15 protein-coding genes are annotated in these 20,409 nt (G+C 47.0%); 12 read left to right on the top strand and 3 right to left on the bottom strand.

The window, feature by feature from the left end; all coding sequences use genetic code 11:
• The first annotated feature begins 39 nt into the window (after positions 1–39).
• From CWI84_RS06405 to CWI84_RS06390, 4 genes are all read left to right on the top strand, one after another.
• The gene (locus CWI84_RS06405) at positions 40–1,278 is read left to right on the top strand and encodes a hypothetical protein (protein WP_126841758.1); all 1,239 of its coding nucleotides are present in this window, start codon (positions 40–42) and stop codon (positions 1,276–1,278) included.
• Positions 1,232–2,455, top strand: a complete 1,224-nt coding sequence (locus CWI84_RS06400) for a glycosyltransferase family 4 protein (RefSeq protein WP_126841757.1) — start codon at positions 1,232–1,234, stop codon at positions 2,453–2,455. The genes CWI84_RS06405 and CWI84_RS06400 overlap by 47 nt, the downstream gene beginning before the upstream one ends.
• An 83-nt stretch (positions 2,456–2,538) precedes the next feature.
• Positions 2,539–3,612, top strand: coding sequence for a UDP-N-acetylglucosamine--undecaprenyl-phosphate N-acetylglucosaminephosphotransferase (wecA, locus tag CWI84_RS06395; RefSeq protein ID WP_126841756.1), 1,074 nt, complete (start codon positions 2,539–2,541; stop codon positions 3,610–3,612).
• A gap of 18 nt (positions 3,613–3,630) precedes the next feature.
• Complete coding sequence (locus tag CWI84_RS06390) at positions 3,631–4,809, top strand: nucleotide sugar dehydrogenase (RefSeq protein ID WP_126841755.1); 1,179 nt, start codon at positions 3,631–3,633, stop codon at positions 4,807–4,809.
• Positions 4,810–4,873: 64 nt separating this feature from the next.
• On the opposite strand, the gene CWI84_RS06385 is transcribed toward CWI84_RS06390, so the two are convergent.
• Together CWI84_RS06385 and CWI84_RS06380 are read right to left on the bottom strand one after the other, a co-directional pair.
• Positions 4,874–6,151: a type II toxin-antitoxin system HipA family toxin gene (locus tag CWI84_RS06385; RefSeq protein ID WP_126841754.1), complete on the bottom strand. Its 1,278-nt coding sequence runs from the start codon at positions 6,149–6,151 to the stop codon at positions 4,874–4,876.
• Positions 6,141–6,428, bottom strand: a complete 288-nt coding sequence (locus CWI84_RS06380; RefSeq protein ID WP_126841871.1) for a helix-turn-helix domain-containing protein — start codon at positions 6,426–6,428, stop codon at positions 6,141–6,143. The genes CWI84_RS06385 and CWI84_RS06380 overlap by 11 nt, the downstream gene beginning before the upstream one ends.
• 645 nt (positions 6,429–7,073) lie before the next feature.
• On the opposite strand from CWI84_RS06380, the gene cysQ reads away from it, so the two are divergent.
• The 5 genes from cysQ (at position 7,074) to CWI84_RS06355 (ending at position 14,212) form a co-directional block, all read left to right on the top strand.
• Entirely contained in the window at positions 7,074–7,847 is a 774-nt protein-coding gene (gene cysQ, locus CWI84_RS06375; protein ID WP_126841753.1) for a 3'(2'),5'-bisphosphate nucleotidase CysQ, read from the top strand.
• A 325-nt stretch (positions 7,848–8,172) separates the two neighbouring features.
• Positions 8,173–8,511 (top strand): hypothetical protein, encoded by a 339-nt coding sequence (locus CWI84_RS06370; protein ID WP_126841752.1) that lies wholly within the window; start codon positions 8,173–8,175, stop codon positions 8,509–8,511.
• A 372-nt stretch (positions 8,512–8,883) separates the two neighbouring features.
• Complete coding sequence (locus CWI84_RS06365; protein ID WP_126841751.1) at positions 8,884–11,349, top strand: PilZ domain-containing protein; 2,466 nt, start codon at positions 8,884–8,886, stop codon at positions 11,347–11,349.
• A 126-nt stretch (positions 11,350–11,475) separates the two neighbouring features.
• Positions 11,476–13,701, top strand: a complete 2,226-nt coding sequence (locus tag CWI84_RS06360) for a S8 family serine peptidase (protein ID WP_126841750.1) — start codon at positions 11,476–11,478, stop codon at positions 13,699–13,701.
• Between the two features lie 13 nt (positions 13,702–13,714).
• Positions 13,715–14,212, top strand: a complete 498-nt coding sequence (locus tag CWI84_RS06355) for a S8 family serine peptidase (RefSeq protein WP_126841749.1) — start codon at positions 13,715–13,717, stop codon at positions 14,210–14,212.
• Between the two features lie 64 nt (positions 14,213–14,276).
• On the opposite strand, the gene CWI84_RS06350 is transcribed toward CWI84_RS06355, so the two are convergent.
• The gene (locus CWI84_RS06350) at positions 14,277–16,685 is read right to left on the bottom strand and encodes an Ig-like domain-containing protein (protein WP_126841748.1); all 2,409 of its coding nucleotides are present in this window, start codon (positions 16,683–16,685) and stop codon (positions 14,277–14,279) included.
• Between the two features lie 200 nt (positions 16,686–16,885).
• On the opposite strand from CWI84_RS06350, the gene CWI84_RS06345 reads away from it, so the two are divergent.
• The 3 genes from CWI84_RS06345 (at position 16,886) to CWI84_RS06335 (ending at position 20,385) form a co-directional block, all read left to right on the top strand.
• The gene (locus tag CWI84_RS06345; RefSeq protein ID WP_126841747.1) at positions 16,886–18,199 is read left to right on the top strand and encodes an alkaline phosphatase; all 1,314 of its coding nucleotides are present in this window, start codon (positions 16,886–16,888) and stop codon (positions 18,197–18,199) included.
• A 471-nt stretch (positions 18,200–18,670) separates the two neighbouring features.
• Positions 18,671–19,477, top strand: a complete 807-nt coding sequence (locus tag CWI84_RS06340) for an ETEC_3214 domain-containing protein (protein ID WP_126841746.1) — start codon at positions 18,671–18,673, stop codon at positions 19,475–19,477.
• Entirely contained in the window at positions 19,474–20,385 is a 912-nt protein-coding gene (locus tag CWI84_RS06335; protein WP_126841745.1) for an LPP20 family lipoprotein, read from the top strand. Before CWI84_RS06340 ends, CWI84_RS06335 begins: the two co-directional genes overlap by 4 nt.
• Positions 20,386–20,409: the final 24 nt, after the last annotated feature.

Raw genomic sequence — 20,409 nt, 5'->3', positions numbered from 1 at the left:
AATAGGGAGCTACTATTCTGGTAGTCTTTGGTTAGTAAATTGTCTAAACCTTTATCAACGATAAGTTTCGGTAATTTTGTCTGGGGGGCTTTCTTAATTATAGCCTTGTTTTTCCCATACAAAAAAATAGAACTTTATTTTCTGACTTCATCAGTTTTTTTACTGTTTTCTTTTATGGTAGTTTTGCCACATTTGAATAAAATAAGCTTATTCCCTGTGGTCATACTATTTTTAGTAAGTATTAGTGCCGCCGTCGGGGTTTTTTTTGAGGGGGGAACCGTTAGGAACTTATCCGAGATCGTTAGATTTATTCCTCTTTTGCTTATGTTTTTAACTCTTCCTTCGTTAAATGTAAAGACAAGGAATTTGGTTAAAATACTTGTTTTCTTTTCTGTGGCTAATGCGGGTTTGACTATACTACAAGTCTTACATGTTCCGTACGTTGATTTTATAACGAGTATTTATGCCTCTGAAAATCACCAGAAGGTGTCGCTGGGAGTTAGTTCAAGAGGTTTGGGTTTTAGTCAGGGGCCTGGACAGAATGGAGCTATTGCTGCAGCCTGTCTCTCTATATTTCTGCCTTACATTCTTAATCGTGACTATGTAGGAAAAATACCTTTATTGAAAACTGCTACTACTGCATCCCTCTTATCTATCATCTTAGCTCAGTCACAGACAGCATTTCTGGTTTCTTTAGGGATAATAATATATTCGTTAATCTATTATTTTATTAAATATCCCGAAAGCCGAAAAAAGGCTGCAGCTTTAGGTTCTTTAGGAATGTCGTTTTTTTTCGGTTTTTTATGGTATATGTGGGATTATCTTTCTTATCTAGTGTCACTTTTTACGCTTGGATTAGAAAGAAACTCATTTCAAACGAGGATTGAAAAATCGGAAACCATACTCAATAGCCTTTTCAATGAGCCTTATTTTTTTATTACAGGAGTAGGGAAGGATTATTTCCAATATTCCTCTGCTATGGATAATGAATATTTGTTTGTTTGGGGTGTTTGGGGTGGTTTTGTATTGCTCATATATATTTTCATAATATTTTATTTCAATCTAAAAATATGGAACCGACGTCCGAAATCTAACGAACATTGTTCGCTCGCATTTCTATTCTGTTCAGGAGCTGTGCTTGCATACCCTACGTCATTTTTGAGTGACGGGCGTTTAATGTTTTTAGTTACAATATTTTATTTTTTGTCTGTTAAAGCGACCAAAGAAATCAATGAAAAAAAGAATATGGATTATCAATCAATACGCTTCAACTCCTGACGTTGGATTCGGGGGGAGACACTACTACTTAGCACAAGAGTTGAACGAACTGGGTCATAGTGTTTCTGTGATTGCATCGGGGTGCCACCATTTATTACGGACTCCTGTAAAATTTAAAGGCAACACAAAAAAAGAGCTAGTAGGTCGCGTTGAATACGTCTGGATGAAGACTGTTAAATACGTTAAAGCTCACTCTCTACTTAGAGTTTTTGGTTGGTTTCAATTCTCTCAGAAAATTTCTAAAGCGGATAAACTTTTAGGAGATAAACCTGACTATATTATATATTCCTCACCATCGTTAATTGGCTATATTGGAGCAAGAGAGCTAGCAAAGCGAACTGGAGCTAAATTAGTTTTCGAAGTTAGGGATCTTTGGCCGCTAACTTTAGTGTCGTTGGGGAAAGCATCTAAAAATCATCCGCTAGTATTACTTTTATCTCATTTAGAAAGAAGTGCATATCAACACTCAGATCTGGTTGTTTCGAACCTTAAGTATGCAGTTGACTACATGATTGATAAAGGCCTGGATCCCAAAAAATTCAAATGGATTCCAAATGGGTTTTCCAAGTACGAAGTTGAATCTCAAAAAGAGTCGCTTTCAGAAAGCGTGGTTGAAGAATTACCGAATGACAAATTTATAGTTGGCTATACGGGAACGTTAGGTTTTGCTAACAATCTAGGGGAACTAATAAAAGTAGCTAAACTGTTCGAAAAGGATGCCGAACTTCATTTTGTTCTTGTAGGAGGAGGGCAGGAAGAGGAGAGCCTTAAGAGACTAACCGATAGCCTGAAGTTAGACAATGTTACATTTATTAAACCGATACCGAAGCGTCAGATTCAATCGATTTTGGAAAAATTTGATCTGCTTTATATCGGCTTACCTAAAGACGATTTATTCAAGTTTGGAGTGTCGCCGAATAAACTTTTTGACTACTTGTACGCTGGCAAACCTATTTTGTATGCTGTCGATTCAGGTCGCTACAACCCAATACACGAGTCTAAAGCTGGAATTTCTATAGAGCCATCTAACCAAATGGCGCTATATAATGCAATTTTAAAGTTGAAGTCTATGAGCCCAGCAGAGAGAATGGAAATGGGTCAAAACGGACGAAATTTGGCTGAAACGGACTACGAATATTCGCAGTTAGCCCGAATGTACTCTGATTTAATGCGTTAGGTGGTACAATATCAATCACTCTGGTTAGTATAAGTTGAGAATTTTTTGTATAGTTGTAGCGTTACACGAGTGAGTGGCATGTTATGAATCTTTGGGTCGTATTGACATCTTCAATTATTCTCTCTGGAATGCTTTGCTATTTCCTCATTCCAACCGCTTGGCGCTTAGGGTTAATTGATAATCCGTGCCAGCGTAAACAGCATCTTGGACAAGTACCATTAATTGGTGGGCTGTCAGTATTTTTTACTACGATTATTGTCTTCGGTTTTGCTTTCAACTTAGACCTTCATTTACGACTCTTTATTCTTGCTTCATCGCTAATGGTTGCTATTGGTGTTCTTGATGATAAGTTTGATTTAAGTGTTAGGCTTCGTATTGTTGCGCAACTTACAGTTTCAGGAATCATCGTGTTTGGTGCCGATACCTACATTAGACATTTGGGCAATGTTTTTGGTTTAGGTAATGTTGAGTTGGGTTGGTTTGGAGTACCATTTACATTATTAGCAATAATGGCTGCTATAAATGCGTACAATATGATAGATGGAATTGACGGGTTACTTGGTTCAATGGGGATCGTGTCTTTTTCAGGAATTGCGGTATTAGCAGGCGGCAATGGTCAAACATTCGCCGTAGCTGCTGCGACTACCATTATTGGTGCTCTCCTTCCCTTCTGGGCAAGAAATACTGGTATACCTTTTAAAAAGGCTCGTAAGATTTTCATGGGCGATGCCGGTTCTATGTTTATAGGACTGAGCGTTGTTTGGCTTCTAGCACTAATTATAGATCCGGCGCAATTTAATGATTCAGGAAATGCAGTTCGTCCCGTTGCAGTACTTTGGTTAATTGCTATTCCTTTGATGGATATGCTCGCAATTATGGTACGTAGAGTTTTGAAAGGGCAATCACCTTTCAGACCTGACCGAGACCATTTGCACCATATTTTTATGAGAGCCGGATTTTCTCCGAGAGAGGCTCTTATATGTATTACAGCTAAAGCAGTAATTTTAGCATTATTCGGTATTGCTCTAGAGGTATGGAAGGTGCCAGAGTCAGTTGTCTTGCTATTGTATACGATTGTATTTATTTCCTATTGCCTAGTACTAAAATTTGCATGGCGATTTGTTTCTTGGGTTCGCACAATGCGCGGCATAGAGTGACTGGTTTATAGATTACATATGCGAATTTCAGTCGTTGGTGCTGGCTATGTCGGCCTATCATTATCGGTTCTTTTAGCTAAAAGACATCAAGTTAAACTCTTAGAGTTATCCAATGTTCGCGTAACAAAGTTATCGAACAAAATTTCTCCAATCATTGACTCCGAGATCTCTAACGCCCTCGCCGAAGAGCCGCTGAATTTAACGCCTGTGCTAGCCACGCCGGAAGCAAGTGCAGAGACCTACCGTTGGGCAGATATTGTATTTATTGCGACGCCAACGAACTACGACGAGAAGACCAATAAATTTGATACGTCTTCAGTTGAATGCGTGGTGCGAGATGTCCACGCGGCAAACCCGAATGCCTTGATGGTGATTAAATCCACTATTCCTGTAGGATTTACTCAGGAGTTTTCTGCCGAAGTAGGTACTCACAACCTGCTATTTTCGCCGGAGTTTCTGCGCGAAGGGCAGGCGTTACACGACAACTATTATCCGTCGCGAATTATTGTCGGTGAGCATTCTGAACGGGGCCAGATGGTGGCCGATTTGTTGCGCGAGGGCGCGAAGAAGTCAGACGTTGAGTTATTGCTCACGGGCTCTACCGAAGCCGAAGCCATTAAGTTATTTGCCAATACGTATTTGGCTATGCGCGTGGCGTTCTTTAATGAACTCGATACCTATGCCGAAACCCACGGTTTGGACAGTCGCCAAGTGATTGATGGCGTGAGCTTGGACCCGCGAATTGGCAGCCATTATAACAATCCGTCGTTTGGTTATGGTGGTTACTGCTTGCCGAAAGACACTAAGCAGCTTTTAGCGAATTATGATGATGTGCCGCAAAACCTGATTCGTGCGATTGTGGATGCAAATACCACGCGTAAAGACTTTGTCGCGCAGCAGATCATCAATCGCGGTCCGAAAGTGGTGGGCGTTTACCGCTTGGTGATGAAGAGTGGTTCGGATAACTTCCGTTCATCGGCCATTCAGGGCGTGATGAAGCGCATTAAAGCCAAAGGTATTGAAGTGGTAGTGTATGAACCGGTGCTGGAACAGGATGAGTTTTACCGCTCACGCGTTATCCGCGATTTAGACGAATTTAAACGCTCCTGCGATTTAATTATCTCCAACCGCTTGGCGGCCGAGCTCTCGGACGTCGCCGATAAAGTTTACACCCGCGATTTGTTTAATTCGGATTGATGTAGCAGGGTATAGATCGAGCCTGACCTGTTGCAATAGCAACAGGCTACGGCATAGCAACAGGCTACATTAGGGCTTTGCGGATTTGTTGGTGCTGCTGGGTGATGCGCTTTATGGTTTGTGGTCTCACGCCAAGGTCAGTGGCAATCTGGGCAAACTCCGCGACTACGTCGAACATCTCCTCTATAGCCTGTTGCGCGATTGACCAACGTGCATAGCCGGCACTATCGGCGAGTTGTTTTAGCGCTTTTAGCGGTGGCTGTTTGCCATAGCCTGCATACGATGTGGCGTGCTCATCGAATGGGTGTGGGCTGTAGGTTACATCGTAAAATGGCGCGGGTTGCCACTGGCCATTATCGTTAAGCATAAATGCCCAGTTTTTGCTGTGGTCATCTTGGTTGGCGACCAATAAATTAAATATCGCGCGCCTAAATTGCCGTTGCGCGGCGGCGGGTGATTTACACAGTATCGCTGTTGCTTTTATCAGATCTTGGTAGTCTAGGCTCGGCGCTCGAAAATCCGCATCCAACAATCCACAAGCGCTATGTAAGTGCATTCTACCGGCTGAACCTTCCGGGTTGCTGACGTAATCAAAGCGTTTTAGTGCCAGCCACTTTTGCGCTTGTGACGGTTGGGGGGCATCAATTAGTCGCCATTCTGGCGGTTGTAATCCGGCACGCGCCGCCATTGTTAAATAAGCGGCTTCACACATTCCTTCCTCATGTCCCAACGCTAAATTTGCGGAGGTAAATTTTACCAACCATGCTTCATCTCCGGGGTTGGGGCGGGTTCTGCAATTTCGCGGATCGTTCGGGTTAACGTAGACGTTGGCTTTCGGCCGTGCGCCGCCAGAGCTGCCCGCGGCGACCAGTTGCGCCAGTACTTCGTCGGTCTGGCCGTCAAACAGCCGCTGGGCATTTAGGCCTAGCTCCGCGATACTGGTATCTTGTTGGCTTGCTATGTTGTACTCGGACATAGGGCTAAATGTCAGCGCGCCGAGTGCTGAGTCTCCAACAAATGCCAACCTATCCATGGCAGTGATCCTTTCCGGCGCTATATCACGCTGCCTGAACACCCTGTTCTGTAATAACAGCCCCCAACCATCTGGCAGCGAATCGCTAAAAACGCCATGTAAGCCCTGATGTGGACTATCAGGAGCGCGTTGAACTGATGTGTCGGCGACCAGCGAGAACGGCGATAGATTATGAAACTGCTTAAGGTACTCGTCGTGGTACTGAAAATAGACGCCGTGCTTGTTTTGCGCCAATACGCCCACACTGACTTTACGCCCTGACGTTAAGGTACGAGAGACATCAAGTTTCTGAATCGGTTTATTGGTCATTTCGCCACACCTCTGCTATCGAAAGAGGGTTAAACGGTTGTTGTGTGTTTTGGGTTAGCGCATATAGGCGCTTAATGTCGTCGAGCGTTTGCCACAGTGATAGTAGCTGGCGAAATGATATGTTCCCGGTGAGTTCAAACCGTTTAATAGTGGCTGCGGGCACGCCGCTACGTTCGGCCAGGCTGTCACGCGAAAGCTTCGCTTGTTCACGTAAGCCTCTTAGGTGTTTTGCGAACGCATCTTGAATATCACGTTCTGTGAGTAGTTGATGTTTCATATCGCGAGAATTGGATAATATTTTATCCATTGTATACTATTTTTGCTTTATTTGGATATTATATTATCCATTTTGTGTTTTTGGTAGCCTGCCGCTGTGCGGCAGGGCATAGATGATCTACGTCCTGTTGCGATAGCAACAGGCTACCACCAACCTTTGTAGCCTGCCGCTATTGCGGCAGGGAATAGATGATCTACGTCCTGTTGCGATAGCAACAGGCTACGGCGCAGGGCATAGATGATCTACGTCCTGTTGCGATAGCAACAGGCTACGGCGCAGGGCATAGATGATCCACGTCCTGTTGCGATAGCAACAGGCTACGGCGCAGGGCATAGATGATCCACGTCCTGTTGCGATAGCAACAGGCTACGGCGCAGGGAATAGATGATCTATGTCCTGTTGCGATAGCAACAGGCTACGGCGCAGGGCATAGATGATCTACGTCCTGTTGCGATAGCAACAGGCTACGGCGCAGGGAATAGATGATCTACGTCCTGTTGCGATAGCAACAGGCTACGGCGCAGGGCATAGATGATCTACGTCCTGTTGCGATAGCAACAGGCTACCACCAACCATCCAACCCTTGATATTTGTCATAGACGGCGTATCTTGGTATGCCCAATGTTAAAGAGGTATGCTTTGGCTATGACGAAGGTGTTGGAGTTGAACAAGTTGGCTGAAATTGCCCGCGCTGCTGGGCAGGCGGTGATGGATGTTTACCAATCTCCCCACCTTGGCGTGGAATACAAAGCCGACAACTCTCCCCTAACTAAAGCTGATTTAGCTTCTCACGATATTATCTGCGCCGAATTGGCGCGTTTTACTCCCAACACGCCCATACTTTCCGAAGAAGAAGTTAATACGCCGTGGTCCACTCGCAAGAGCTGGGAGCGTTATTGGCTGGTAGACCCGTTAGATGGCACCAAAGAGTTTGTGCGTCGTAACGGCGAGTTCACGGTCAATATTGCGCTCATTGAGAAGGGTGAACCGGTATTGGGTGTGGTATATGCACCGGCGAAAGATAAACTCTATCTTGGTGGTGAGGGCGCTACTGCCACGTTAAATGGTGAGCCAATCCGTGTGCGTTCACGCCCCGATGATCAACCGCTCCAGGTAGTGGGTTCGCGTTCGCACCAGTCTCCACATTTAATTGACTACGTCGAGAAAATGGGTGTGCCTTACGAATTGGTGGGCGTGGGTAGTTCGCTGAAAATTTGCTTTATTGCCGATGGCACGGCGGATCTTTATCCACGTTTGGGCCCAACCAGTGAATGGGATACAGCGGCCGCGCATGCTATTTTGCGTGCTGCTGGCGGTGAAATTTATACCCTCAAAGAGGACCTCCCGCTGCGCTATAACCAAAAACGCACCCTGATGAACCCCAATTTTGTTGCGCGTGCGGTGTTGTCGATCTCGTAGCCTGCCGCTGTGCGGCAGGTTGTAGATGATCTAATCCCTGTTGCAATAGCAACAGGCTACGGCGCAGGTTGTAGATCGTCTAATTCCTGTTGCAGTAGCAACAGGCTACGGCGCAGGTTGTAGATCGTCTAATCCCTGTTGCAATAGCAACAGGCTACGGCGCAGGTTGTATATCGTCTAATTCCTGTTGCGATAGCAACAGGCTACGGCATAGCATCAGGCTACGACATAGCAACAGGCTATGGCGAGGCGTTGTCTGGAGGAATTTGCTTTTACGAGCTGTATATATAATAACCAGTTCAGTATAATTTGGAGTGAACTGGCGATGGAAAAGGAACTTCTAGTTAAAGAGGCGCAAGATCGTTTCCAGCGTCTCCATGCTGCAATTTTTGCAGAAGTAAGCGCAATGTTGCGTAAAGCCAAACTGATGCCGCTGGTTAAGTTAGAAAATCATAAACCGACGTTTGCGGAACTGGTAGATGAACTTCGCAACTTACGGAATGTTGTTGATAAGCTCTCGCAAATGATTAATGAGCGGGTAAACCTTGCCGATATAGATCAGTATATCGGTCTAGCCGATAAATTGGCTAAAGCGATCGATAAAGGGTGTCACGATAGTTTGGGCGCTGCTATTGCTGAATTGGACGAAAAGCCTTATATATAGGAAGTGTTGAGTAGAGGTACTGGGAGGGGATAATGACTATGACTGAACTAAAACAAGTGTCTGGTTTGTTAGCGGAGATGGAGTTATGTCTCGGCAGAATCAAGACGCTTAACCAGCGTTTGGATGCTGACTTAACGTTACCATCAGCAGCTTAACGAATGAATGATCTAAGAGCCGCGCTACTAGCGCGGCTTTTTATTTTGCGGCAGGGATTAGCTCGAGCGACCCATGTCGTAGCCTGCCGCTGTGCGGCAGGTTGTAGATGATCTAATTCCTGTTGCAATAGCAACAGGCTACGGCATAGCAACAGGCTACCATCTAGCCAGAACTTGTAGTAACTTGGTTGGGTTGGATGAAAAATAGTGCAATGGAATGATGGCGAATCGGCGCATAAAGCAGCTTGTAGAACAATTAAAGCCTTACGTCATGCACCCGCAATTCGATGAAATGTTTCAGAAAGTCGCTGGGAGCTTGTCTGGGCCTGAAAAGCTTAAGCTCAAAATGGAGCTTAAAGACCTTACTAAACCCGTAAATAAGACAGTCGATTTGCGGCGACGGGTTAATGGGGTGGTCGAACCATACGAACATGAAGGGCGAACGCACTATCTTGATAGCGTTGCTCGTGAAATTTTTGAGCAAGGCCTTAAGACCTTTCGTGGTACCTTCACCGAAGAAACCTACCAACGCATTCTTAGCGCCGAGAATAACTACCGCGTGCTTGGCGACAAGCAATTGCAGCAAGTGCGCGAACAGTTGAACGATAGCGTCGCTCCTGTTGCTCCGCTTACTCCCGTTGCGGAGGAAGCCCTAACGCCGATTGAGCGCTTTACCCTAGGTCAATATCAAGCGCGTAGTGAAGAGCGGATGAACTTTGTGGTAGCGACCAAAATTGAAGTATTGGACAGCAAGGGCGATTGCACTTGTGAATTTATCGCGCTAACCACAGACATTTCGTTCCAAGGCGTCCGCCTAAAATTTGCTGAGCAGTTAGCGGCTGTGGCAGCGGTTCCAGCGAATACTGCTATCGCTATTCGTTATGTTGGCTTGGCCGATGAGTTTGTGTTTGATACCCAGCATCGCGAGTATTACACGCTGCGCCATATTGAGGAGCAAGACCAAGCGGTTTACTGGCGGCTACAACGAACCGGCAATGAAAACGATACTGATAGCCCTCTGTTGAGCCTGCTGCGCACGCTAATGACAGGCTATAAACGGCGCTATAAAGTCGATGTTGATAACGTTGCAGAATCGGTTCGGAATAAAGGCCATGAGCAATTATGGCTCGCCAACCACAGTAATATCCCGCTGTTATTTCATCAGCACGATTCGGGGGAACACTGTGTTTTGGAAACCCCGGCAAATGGCGACGCTATTGCGGCTTGGTTGAACGAAAAAAACGAGTTGGTGATTAATGCGCTATGGAAAAAGCCATTTGTCGCTGATGCGTTAACTACCATTAAGCAGCAAGGTGGCACGCACGTAACCCAGCTCAGTTTTTACCGTGTAAGTATGACCTTGCGTGGGCAGGTAAAGTTTTATGTTATTCCCACTGAACAGCTAGCACAAAAGCCACAGCTTAAATTGTTGTTAGGGCGCCTAGCCCAACAGCCAGGCGCGGTAGCATTACAGCAACTCAGTATTGCTAATCTACAACCGCTTAATGACACGTCACTAACTAGCCTGCCTGAATCGTTATTGGGCGATGCCGAAAAGGCGTTAAAGCAAGATACTGCGGCACGGATGGAAAAGCTTTATCGCTCGATGACCTTTGTCGGCCAATTGGTCACGGTACCATTAACGCTGCCTGCTAGCGACATACCGCTAAATAAAGAAAGCTTAATGTTGCTCAAACCCTTTGCTTTGCAACGCTCTGAGCGCACCAAGTCGATGCATCGGATCAGCCCCTCTTTTGTAAATGTTCGGGGTGAAGACCGTTTTAACTACCGCACCCAAGCGCTCATTAAAGTCGGTGATCAAAAGCTCCTAGGCGTGCTGAAAGACTTTTCGGTCAATGGCTTGCGGATAGAGTTAGAAGCCCCTTGCGACGTGAGTCAAGAACAGACGGTCATGGTGGCGTTGCCGAACATGGAAAAATTATCTCGTCAGCACCGCTTACGGGATATGCCATATCGCTGTGTCCGCCTCGCCGGCGATGGTCGGGTTTTGCATTTAGTGGCTAGTGAAAACGCTCCTTTAGGTCATGTTGGCGTTCAGTTTTTTACTGACCTAACAGCGAATAATGCGGAAAAGCTCTATCGGGTTAAACAGGCGGGTTTGAGTCCGCAATTGTCTTTGTTAGTCCGCAACTTATATTGTGGTTCGGCTTTACCCCATGTGCTATTTGCCCATGGCACACGTAAGCAGGCACAGCTTGACCTGCTGGCGAGTTCGCCTTTACTGACACCGGTTGCAGCATTTATTGCACGCAATCAAGCGCTGCTCGTGGAACCGGAAAAATTGCTAGGTGGCAAAGCGGTTGTGGGGCGGCTTTTCCAACCACTGAAAAATGCGAGCCGCGAGGCGCGGTTAGATAACCAGATTGTGCTGATTGCGCGCGCCCCTTACGAGCAGCAAAAAGTGCTGAAATTTTCGGTGTATTCACAACTCACCGAGGCAGAACTTCAGGCGTTTCGCGAGGACTTGCCAGAACAAACGGAGCTGCAAGCTCTGCTGGTGTGTTGCAGTCAAGGTCGGGCGCCAGATATGGACTTTTTGTTGGATGAGCTGAACTATGTTTATCAATATCAAAAGCACCGCGCAAGGCAACTAGAGCGGCAGTTGCGCGAAACGCCGTACATTATTGAAGTCTCGGATATCACGTCAACTTTTGCAATTTAACGTCAGTCTTAACACGTTTTGTAACAAGGATAGACGAAAAAGTACTTTCAAACCCGCTTGTAATGTTGATATTTTGTTAATAAATCGATGTGTTTTGGCACAAAATAATAACAAAGCGAGGTAATAATGATCCAGCACACTTTTACTCGAACGGCGCTCTTGGCTGCTATTATGGCAACGCTAAGCGGCTGTGTAGGCGACGATGACGACAATATTGCGCCCCAAGTTGAAAACGTTACTGTAGCCTCTACTACTCAGTTTCAGCCAACTGAAGGGCAGGTTCCAGCGAATGATCCTAACCGTGATGACTTAACCTTTACTGCAAGTGTAGTTGCAGATACCGATGGTAAAGCACCGGGTGAAGTTACTATCGATAATACTGGGCATTTTGTTTACACACCATTTAGCAACGAAGCGGCGACCATTAATGTCACCGTTAGTGATGGTGAACTTGAAACATCGAGCACTATAACTATTGCTAGCGTTGCTGGTGACCCACTCGCTGACCAACAATGGCACATCCGCAACACCGGGCAAAAAGCCTTCTCGCAAAGCCAAGAATTCTTAGATTTCTTAGTTAACGTATTGGGTTATCCAGAAGACGTAGCGCTGGCGAATTTCTTCGACGAGTCAATCTTAGTTGCTGGCGAAGACATGAATGTTGTTGCAGCCTATCAACAAGGTGCTCTGGGTCAAGGCATGGTTGTTGGTGTTGTCGACTCTGGTTTAGAAATTACCCACCCAGACCTTGATGGCAACATCGAACCTGGCTTGTCACTAAACTTGCGTGACGATGCAACCAATCTTAACGATCCAACAAGTTTGGAAGAAACTGGCGACCATGGTACCTCTGTTAGCGGTTTGATTGCTGCTGAAGCGGGTAACGGTATGGGGGGTCGTGGGGTAGCACCTGAAGCTAAAGTGTTTGGTGTTAATTATCTTGGTGGACCAACTACTCAAACACAATTCAACGAGTTGTTGTCTCACGGTGTTCCCGGTAGTGGCGTAGACGATTCAGTGAACCTGATCGCGTATAACCGTAGCTATGGAATTTCAGTGCCGTTTGCACTGTATTATTCCGACACCACATTGGCGGCTGAACGTTATGTGAACCTTGAGCTACGCCAAGGCAAAGGTGCGGTAAACGTTAAATCGGCAGGAAACGCGTTTGATTACACCGGTAACGCGGGTTACTTTGATGGTATCTGTGAAGCGTCAGGTGCTACTACGCTTGGTCTAACATGCTTGAACGGTAACACCGATCCTGAAAATGCATCTTTCTGGACGGTATCTGTTGCTGCGGTTAACTCAGATGGTCGCCATACTAGCTATTCAACGGCTGGTGCTAACATCTTTGTTTCAGCTCCGGCGGGTGAGTATGGTTATGCTGCTCCTGCAATGGTCACGACTGACCAAGCAACATGTTTGCGCGGATACAGTAGCTTCCCTGCGCAAGACAATATAGATGCTAGCACGGGTATTCCCGGTTATTTCGCTGGCCTGTTCCCATTCAATGCACCAGGCTACGAAGCAAACCCTCGTTGTAACTATACCTCAACTTTTAACGGCACGTCATCCGCAGCGCCTAATACCTCTGGTGTCATTGCGTTGATCGGTTCTGCGAATCCACAGTTATCAGCGCGTGAAATTCGCCACATCATTGCTAACACAGCCGACCAAGTCGACCCGAACGATGAGCCGGTAGTTATTACTATTGGCGATGGCGCGTTTGTTGCTGATCCAGGTTGGGTTGAAAACGCCGCGGGTTACCACTTTAACCTTAAGTACGGTTTCGGACGCATTAACGCGGGTGAAGCCGTTAAAATGGCTAAAGCGCAAACCGCAGGTTTTATGCCAGCGCTTATCGAAGGCCACTGGATGGATGTTTCTCCTGCTACTGCGCTTGACGTTCCAGACAACGATGCCGATGGTGCTTCACTCGCTTTCGAAGTGACTGACGACATGGTCTTAGAAGGTGTTCAATTCCGTTTAACAGTATCGAACGCGGACTTGAATGGTTGTAATTTTACTACTGCCGGTAACGACCTCGCTATTGAAGTTACCTCTCCTTCAGGTACTACAACGCAGTTGTTGAGCGGTGCGCAAGCATTGAACCTTGGTGCTGATGGCTACTGCAGTCAGTACATTTTAGAAGATACATTGTTCTTAGCGAACGCCTTTTATGGTGAATCTGCTGTTGGTGAGTGGACTATTCGTTTAGTCGACGTAAATGGTGATGATTACCAAGCGAGTGGTTATCCAATCACTAACAATACTGAAACTTTCGCGAATAACAGTGTTCCAAGTCAATTAGAGGCGGCAAGTGTGCGTTTCTATGGCCATGCGGAATAAGGGGGAAAGCATAATGAAAACATTAACTTTGAGTATCGCTGTTACGAGCTTGCTTTCTATCCCTGCTCTGGCGCAGCAGCACGGAAAGCTTTTGCCGCACCAGAATGCGAATAAAGTAAGTCCATTTCAGGCTATTCAGCCAGGGGCTATTAAGGGCGCTGATTACAAAGGCTATAAGTTTACGCGTCTACCGATGGGGGTTGATGCCTCAACCTTAAACAATGCCAACGAGAAGCCGTTGTTTGCAGGTACTGAAATGGTGAATACTATTACCGGTAAACCTGCTTATGTTTCAGGTGTTATCAGTGTTGTATTGACTCAGGCCGATCCTGATGAAATTGCAGCGCAACTGGGGCTTGTTGTTGATAAGCGTTACGACCGCATGAATGTGGCGTTATTACGTGCTCCAGAAGGAACCGACATGCTTGCGCTTAAGCAACAGCTAAAGCATATGCAAGGTGTTAGTGGTGCAGACATTGAAGTTGTTGAAGAACTTCGTCAGCCAGACTAACGATAGCTTTTAACGCACCAAAAAAACCCGCTCAACTGAGCGGGTTTTTAGTGTTACGCCTATGTTAATGGTTAATCACTAACGGTGCAGATTTCGTCTTTCCTAAAAAAGAAACCCGATCCACTTTTCCGGCAGGCATAGCTTGCCCACTGGAGGCTGTTGCGCCCGGGAATGCTGAGTTTTCAATACCTTGCGGGAATTCAAATGGAATCGAAACGGTAACTCGCGGGGTAAAGCCACTTACCAAATTTACCGGTGTGCTTGGATCTCTATCCACAAACACGCTTTCTAATAAGGTAATCTGACCATTTTCCGCTTCTTGTAACGGGATATATTCATACGCCGCACAGTTAGCATCAACTTGGTTGCCTGCACCAAAACACTCAAAGTTGTAAGCCATTTGTATGCGCTGCTGCCCTGAACTGTCTTCAATAACGCGGTAATTCCTCGTTGAGTTATTTAAGACGACCAAGGTCGAGTCATAGGTACAGGTGCCATCGATATAATACTCTTGGCAACCAACAGAAGTCCTATAGGCTTTACCAGCTTCGTCGAACTGCCAGCCTAAAATGGTGAATACCGAAGGTAAGTTCTCTGCTTGATCCCATTGTGAGGCATACCAAATATTTGGATTGGTCAGCCACATAGTCGCTGCGGTATTCACTAAATCCGCTGGGTCAATAGTGTATTCAGGATCGCGCGGTGCTACCCAGTCATACCAAGTGGCGTTTGCTGCTTCTGATGAGACCTCAACAAATGCGGTGTACACCCCATTTTTAGTCGAGACAATCTGTACTTTTTGTTCAACATCGCCAAACTCTTCCGAGGTATAGCTCATAGAGATAATGCTATCTGTAAGCGACCACTCGCCATCAACGCCTGCGTAGTCAGAGCCGAAGCTACCATCGCTGTTAAAGGTGATTAGATCCGGTTGCAGCGCTTCATGCATATCACCCGGAGCCGCTAAACCCACAATAGGGAGTACCCATTGCTGAGTGGTTAAGTCCGCTTCTGTTCCAGCGATTTTTGGCAACGCATCACCATTCAAGTACGAATACTGGAATTTGCGAACGCCTTGCGCGGTTGGGATTTGGTAGGTTTTTCCATCCACGCCATTTAATGGCTGGTACACTTTCGTGTAGGTTTCTTTGGCTTGAACAAGATCAACCGTTTTACCATCAACCAACAGCTTAAATGCTAGTGCCGACACCGAAACTTCCGTCTCGACTTGATAAACACTGGCATCATCGTAGGCCGCAAGAATAGTGGCATCGTCGGTTTCATCGGTTACCGCTGGGTAATCTATGTAAACCGCTGGAGTTGCAAAGTCTAACGCATAGTAACCATTGTCATCACGACTCCATGTAAAGTCGGTTTCGTTTTCTAAACCGAAAAAGCCGTTGATATAAACCCCGGTTCCATCGTCGTTAAAATATAGTGTGCTGTCGCCGCGAGCGATAAAGCCAGGCTGCGTTGTTGGCAGCTGAATATAAAACGCCGGCAACTTGAACTGTGTGCTAGCCACGGTCAGTTCTTCATCTTCGACAATGGCATCAGCGGCTGCTTGCAACGCCGTTGGATCGGTATTCTCGACATAGGCTACGTAGTCGTTATAGGCGGTTTCGTCATTAATCAGTTCACCGATAGTGCTCACACCATCAGGTAAATCGAAGTCTGGGTTATCGACAATGACCTTAATGACCGCTGCTATTTCTAGTACTTTGGTACCATCAATATTCGACTCTGCGGCACTAAGAGTATTCTCATCGGCAGGGTCTTCACCACCATTAGCCTCTTTGGTCAGTACATAAGAGGCAGTGGTAACGTTGGTAACGTTAGTACCACCGGCTTCGCTGCGCTGCACTATTGCGTCATCACCTGCTAGCCCTTGTAAGGTGGCTAATGAAGGCATTAAACTGGTCAAATCCACGTGGTCTTGCTCGTTATCAGCTGAGCCAACGGCTTCAATTTTTACCAGCTTGGTGCCATCGGTATAGAACACTTCTAGTGTGTAATTGCCATCCTCATCGGCGGTGGTGGTGAATGTGTCCTCGCCAATAGTAATAGTAACGGTGGCATTAGGTATCGCGGCGTCTACAACTTTACCTGAGAACGCTAATGCTTGTTGCACGGTTAGGCTCACGGTCGCGGTGTCATCAAGCTCCCCGTCGCTAACCGTATAGGTAAAGCTATCATCACCGAGCGTATCGCCAGAGGGTTCAAAGCTCAATGTACCATCTGAATTGATGGTTACCGAACCTGAATCAGGTTGGGTGACAGCAGTAACACTGAGCGTATCTTTGGTGTTTTCATCACTATCGTTCGCTAGCACGTCAATAGTGTTGGTCGCACCAACTGTAGCGGTGTAAGAGTCATCTGTTGCTATAGGTGCGACATTTTTTTCATCGTCGCCGCCACAGGCAGAGAGCGCCGCAGCAACCGCGATTGCCGTAAGGGAGTGTAGAAATTTCATTAGGTGTATCCTTAGCAGAGGCTAATATTGTTGTTCTTATCCGCGGTCAAAAACTAAACAGCTGGCCGTGATCAATTTTATTAGAATGTAATATGCATAAAGTAACTATGACATAAAGCATATTCGCGAAAAAATTCTTAATAGGTTTGTCATAAACCCTTTGCTAAAATTTGATTTTTTCTAATGAATGGAATTTTGGTATGCGATTAACGCGTTGGATTTCTGCCGCAGCATTCGCTGCAGCGAGCTTTGGTGTGGTTGCGGAACAGTCGGCACCCAATATCATCTATATTGTTGGAGACGGCATGGGCTTTGAGTACATTAGTGCTTACCGTTATGCCTACGACGATCCCAATCAACCCGGCTTGAGCGCTACGGAGTTTGATGACTTATTGCGCGGCTCGGCAACCACTTACCCGGATGACGATACCTTGGTCACCGATTCCGCGGCTGGGGCAACCGCGTTATCAACCGGAACCAAATCCTATAACGGCGCCATTGCGGTAGATTCACAACACCAGCCATTGCAGACATTGATGCAGAAAGCGCGTAACCACGGCTGGTCAACGGGCGCGGTTGTAACGTCTCAGGTTAACCATGCAACACCGGCAGCGTTTTTTACTCATAACGTTTCGCGCCGTAATTACGACGCCATTGCCGACGAGATGGCAACCCAAACCGGTGAAAACCAATGGTCATTCGACGTGATGCTTGGTGGTGGGTTGTCGTATTTTAAACGCAACGATAAAGACTGGATATCGGTGTTACAGAACCAGGGCATGACCGTAGTGACTGACTTTGCCGATTTGACTCGTGTGCAACAGACGCCGGTTTTAGGGCTATTTGCCCCTGTGGGCTTGCCGCACGCGATTGATGACGATGTTAACCGCTTGGCTTATATGACGTCGAATGCGTTGCGTTTATTGTCGGCAAAGGACAAGCCATTCGCCTTGCTAATTGAGGGTAGCCAAATTGATTGGTGTGGTCATGCCAACGATATTGCCTGCGCGGTACGCGAAATGGATAGTCTGAATAGAACATTGCGGGTGGTGCGTGAATTCCGCCAGCAGCACCCCAATACTATTGTGGTAGTCACTGCAGACCATTCAACTGGAGGCTTAACCTTAGGGCGCGATGGCGAATACGCGTGGTTTGCTCAGCGAGTGATGAAAATTAATGCGTCTATTGAGGTGATGACGGCGGATTTGTTGGGGATGCCGGGAACTGAATGGAAGACCTATTTGCAGAAGCAAATGCCGGGGTTAGCGTTCACTGCGGAACAATGGCAGCAGCTATTGGCACCGGCGGGCATCAAAGACGTTAAGGCACGTAAAGCCGCTATTAGCGATGCCTTAGTGGCTGTTACCGCTGATGTCACTGGCACCGGCTGGACCACCCACGGCCATACCGGCGTTGATGTGCCGGTCTTAGCCGCCGGCCCCACCAGCGAGCAACTCCAGGGCTACATGAACAACACCGACATCGCCCACCACCTGTGCGCGCTGATCCGCTAACGCGCGCCGCTCCGCCCGCGGCTCCGCCGTAGCCTGCCGCTACCGCGGCAGGGATTAGACGATCTTCGAACCTGTTGCACAGCAACAGGCTACCGCGGCAGGGATTCCCCGAACCCGGAAAATTCCGCTCCGAACCCGTGCCGTAGCCTGCCGCTATTGCGGCAGGGATTAGTCCACCTCCGAACCTGTTGCACAGCAACAGGCTACCCCGGTCTGGCCGTAGCCTGCCGCTATTGCGGCAGGGATTAGTCCACCTCCGAACCTGTTGCACAGCAACAGGCTACTGCGCAGGGGGTTAATCCATCTCCAAACCTGTTGCACAGCAACAGGCTACGTAAAACTTTGTCTTTATTTTCAATGGGTAAGCTTGGTTGCTTAGTTTTTGGCTTGCGCACTCGACGGTTTAATTTATTCTTAAGTAAAGATTTTGTAAGCATTTAGCGAATAGAATAATAAGAAAAGCATACTTTAATGGATAATATATCGACCAATACCGCGTCCAAACAGCCCGTCGCGACAGAGAGCTTTTGGCGCAAACTCGCGCGAATAATTGTTACTGTAAGCTTGCCACTCATTGCCTTAGGTCAGTGGGTTGATACCCGCGATCTCCTCGTTGATAGCTACAATGGCTTCATTACGCACTTTACCGACAAAGTTGAACTGCAACAGCTAAACCAAGTCCGTGTGGGTGCCAATATCGACTACTTAGAGTCATTTCTGGGCACACCGCAGCTGATAAAGCGCAGCACTACATTAGCTGGCCAAGAGTTTCGTTACTATCACCAAAATAAGTACCTACTAGGCCTTGCCGTTGATGGCACACGAGTATCTATGTACAGCGTGACCGCATTAACACCCTCGCTCACCGTGGCGATACCCTTTGCCGACGACAAGAGTTTGTTAACTCAACCACTGTTTCAACTCGAAGACTTCATGGGCGATTTTACCCTTGATACCGGCAATCTGACCTTCTTTTACGAACAGTTGCCGTTAGGCAAGCAAGGCTTATTCTTCAAGCGCCAGCTAGGTTGGGTTGAGTATGGTGCGATGCCAGAACAAGCCGCTCACTCTCATCAGCAGATTACCCAACAAGTAACACGCTTAGACAAAGCTTATGTGTTAGGTGACCAACAAGCCATGCAAGCGGCATTGACGGACTTACGCCGCGATACTGTGCCTAACACCTTTGCCGTAGGTCCATACGGCATTGAAAGTGCCGCAGAAATGTTACTGACGCGGTATGAATATCAAGCCTATTTTGGAGATACTGGGTTATGAAGTACGCCATTTTTTCGCTGATGTTAATGATCGCAGGGTGTGCTTCCGCTCAGGATTGGTGGCAACAACCACCGGCAGACGACAGTAACCACCTTTACGCAATTGGCGAAGGCAAAACCATCAACCAAGCACGGCAAGAAGCACTCGCCGCCTTAGCCGCAAAATTAGGCACAACTATCGCCTCAACCATGAACCGCTATACCCAAGATCTCGGAACCGTGAGCACAGACGACATTAGCCGTCAGATCACCTCTAACAGCGATGATGTAGAACTCAGCTACTTCCGTGTGCTGCAGAGCCGTAACGTGGGTGACAGTGTGCGAGTGTTACTGCAACTCGATCGCGCCAGTTTAGCGCATAAATGGCAACAACAAATCGCCCACAAAACCGCGATATTCGAAAGCCGCTTGCCACAGCCCGCGAATAATTTAGCCGATGTCTATCAGTTGTATCAGTTGACGCCAAAAGCTAAGGCGATAGACCGCTTGGCGCTACAATACGCATCGCTAACTCAGCAATCGCCAGCGCCTTCACTGACTGAAAAGCTTATGAAGCTGCAACAGCAGCACGGTGTGACGGTGCAATTATCTGGTAATGATGCGGTTATTCAACAGGCACTGGAGCAGCAACTCATTAATCACGGGGTGAAGCTTTGCCGCAGCCAATGCCAAAACACAGTGGCGTTTACCCTGCAAGAACAGCAACAGCAAATGTTTGGTAAACACGTCAGTATTCAAACATTGAATGTTGAAGTAGAACAGGCGGGTCAGGGTGCTGCAGCTAAAACGCTAAAAGCGCAAGCCAGTTCTGTTACTAGTCAGCAAACCGCTCATCAGGGAGCGACCGAGCAGTTAATTAAACAACTAGAAAACCAAGGTCTGTGGCTTACGGTGGGGTACTCATCGTAACGAGCAGATGTAAAGCAAACTAAG

This window comes from Idiomarina tyrosinivorans, from assembly GCF_003987475.1.
Classification (GTDB): domain Bacteria; phylum Pseudomonadota; class Gammaproteobacteria; order Enterobacterales; family Alteromonadaceae; genus Idiomarina; species Idiomarina tyrosinivorans.
This window is presented reverse-complemented; position numbering and strand designations above follow the sequence as displayed.